The sequence below is a fragment of the Olsenella sp. KH3B4 genome, from assembly GCA_900111695.1.
Lineage (GTDB): Bacteria > Actinomycetota > Coriobacteriia > Coriobacteriales > Atopobiaceae > Tractidigestivibacter.
In genome coordinates this window covers 1-2,461 of the sequence record FOHD01000019.1, presented here as the reverse complement: position 1 = coordinate 2,461, position 2,461 = coordinate 1, and the positions used below count along the sequence as shown (strand labels likewise).

The 2,461-nt window shown below is 70.1% G+C and carries 2 protein-coding genes; both read left to right on the top strand.

Features of this window, described 5'->3' with window-relative positions:
• Nucleotides 1-167 precede the first annotated feature (167 nt).
• Nucleotides 168-1,643, top strand: a complete 1,476-nt coding sequence (istA, locus tag BMX94_RS10455) for an IS21 family transposase (RefSeq protein WP_091006375.1) — start codon at nt 168-170, stop codon at nt 1,641-1,643.
• On the top strand, nt 1,633-2,376 hold the full coding sequence (istB, locus tag BMX94_RS10450) for an IS21-like element helper ATPase IstB (RefSeq protein ID WP_091006372.1): 744 nt from the start codon (nt 1,633-1,635) through the stop codon (nt 2,374-2,376). The genes istA and istB overlap by 11 nt, the downstream gene beginning before the upstream one ends.
• Nucleotides 2,377-2,461 lie beyond the last annotated feature (85 nt).

Below are 2,461 nucleotides of genomic sequence, written 5' to 3'. Positions count from 1 at the left end.
TGTTGATGTTCACTAAGAAGTGGTCCGAGTAATCACTGGGAAATGAGCACCGTGAGCACGAGAAACTGAGCAGTTTAAGCAGGAGGGCCACGCCCCGGGGACCGGGGGCGCGGCCCTCGCCGTATGGTTTCCCCGGGCGGTTACTTTGGCGAGCCCGCCCGGGAAGGATGGAGGAGATGACCGTGCCCCTGGACACAGTGAATGATATACGGTCGATGGATGCCGCCGGGCGCTCGAGGTCCGAGATCGCCCGAGTGCTCCACGTGAGCCGGAACACCGTGGCGAAGTACGCCGACATGGAGGACATGTCGCCCGCCGCGCCGATGCCCCGGAGGAGGGGCAGGCCCGCGCTCGAGGGCAACGAGGAATGGGTCATGGGCGTTCTCGAGGCCGACCTCGGGGCCCCGAGGAAGCAGCGCCACACCGCCAGGCGGATCTACGACAGGCTCGTCGCCGAGCGCGGCTACGCAGGCTCGTACTCCACCGTGCAGCGGTTCGTCCGCGATCTCAGACTCGCCCGGGCGGCGGCGGGTGGAGAGGGGTACCTCGAGCTCGAGTGGGCGCCCGGCACCTGCCAGGTCGATTTCGGGAACTTCCGCGCCGCGGTCGGCGGGAGGACCCTCGACCTCAAGCTGCTGGTCGCGACGCTCCCGCACTCGAACGACCGGCAATGCGTCGCCCTCATGTCGCAGAGGTCGGAGTGCCTGTGCGCCGGGCTGCTCGAGATCTTCCGCCGCTGGGGCCGCGCCCCGGCGGCGATGGTGCTCGACAACGCCACCGAGGCGGGCAGAATGGTGCGCGGCGAGGTCACGGAATCGAGGCTGTTCTCGCAGTTCAGAGCCCATTACCGCTTCGAGAGCCGGTACTGCAACCCCTATTCGGGAAACGAGAAGGGCTCCGTCGAGAACGCCGTGGGGTTCCTACGGCGAAACCTCCTCGTCCCCGTGCCGGCGTTCGGCACGCTCCCCGAGCTCAACGCGTTCCTCGCCGAGGGATGCGCGAGGGTCAACGCGGCGGCGCGCTGCCGTGACGGCAGGCCGCACGGGGAGGCCTACCGGGAGGACCTCGCCGCCATGCGCGCCCTTCCCGGCGTGGAGTTCGACGCGGTGAGGTGGGTCACCGCCCGCGCCGACAAGCGCGGCTACGTCGAGGCCGACGGGCGCGAGTACGTCGCCGGGCCCGCCTGGCACGGGCGGAGCCTGCTTGTCGGCATGCGCGCGTCGACGGTGGAGATCCTCGCCGACCGCGGCCGCCGGGTCGCCGTCCTCCCCAGGGCCTTCGGGGAGGGCCCCGCGGTCCGGAACCCCCTCTCGCTCGTGCCCGCCATCATCGCCAGGCCGAGGGCCTTCGGGGAGTCGACGATCAGGCGCGACATGCCGCCGGGGCTCGTCGAGGGGATTGACCGGATGGACTCCGCCGGCAGGAGGCGCACGCTCAGGTCGATCGGCCGGGCGAGCGAGTCCTCGGGCTTCGAGGCGGCCTGCGAGGCGGCGCTCAGGGTCGTCGAGGGCGGCCGCGTCCCCGACGACGCCACGGTCGACGTGCTGGCGAGGCGCATCGCGGGAGGCGGCGGCGAGGCCGGTGGCGCCGACCTGTCGGTCTACGACGGGTTCCTGAAGGGGGCGGTCACCGATGGCCGCTAGCGAGGAGCTGGCCCGCAGGGTCGTGGAGGCCGGGCGGTCGTGCTCGCTCACCACCGCCGTCCTGGAGGAGTGGTCGAGGCTCGGCACCCCGAAACAGGTGGAGTACCTGGCGGGCTACCTCGAGGCGGAGAGGTCCAGCCGCGAGGCCTCGAAGCGCGCGACGCTGCTCAGGCGCTGCGCGCTGCCGGCGCCCAAGACCTTCGACGGCTACGACTGGTCGGCCGTGTCGTGGCCGGAGGACATGGGGCGCGAGTCGCTGCTCGCGCTCGACTTCGTCGAGCGCAGGGAGGACCTCGTGCTCATGGGCGACGTCGGCACCGGCAAGACGCACATGGCGTCGGCCCTCTGCGCGCTGGCGTGCGAGAGGAGGCTCGAGGCGCGCTTCTTCACGGCGGCCTCGCTCGTGATGCGCCTGAGGCGCGCCCGCGACGACGGGAGGCTCGACCGGGAGGTCGCGCTCATCGGCAAGGCTCGCCTGCTCGTCATAGACGAGCTCGGGTTTCTCCCGCTCGACGCGGACGGGGCGAGGCTGCTCTTCCAGGTCTTCGCCGACGCATACGAGAGGCAGTCGGTGGTAATCACCACGAACCTGGAGTTCAGCAGGTGGGGGTCGGTGTTCGGGGACGACCAGATGGCCGCCGCCGTGATCGACCGCATCGTCCACCACGGGAGGCTCATCCAGTTCCGCGGCGAGTCCTACCGCGTCCGCCATGCCCTCATGCAGGAGAGCTAGCCGCTCAAAAAGCGTGCGCGCCTCCGATGCTCAGGCTGCTCAATATCCGATGCTCTTTTTGCTCAAATTCTCTTGACGAAACACA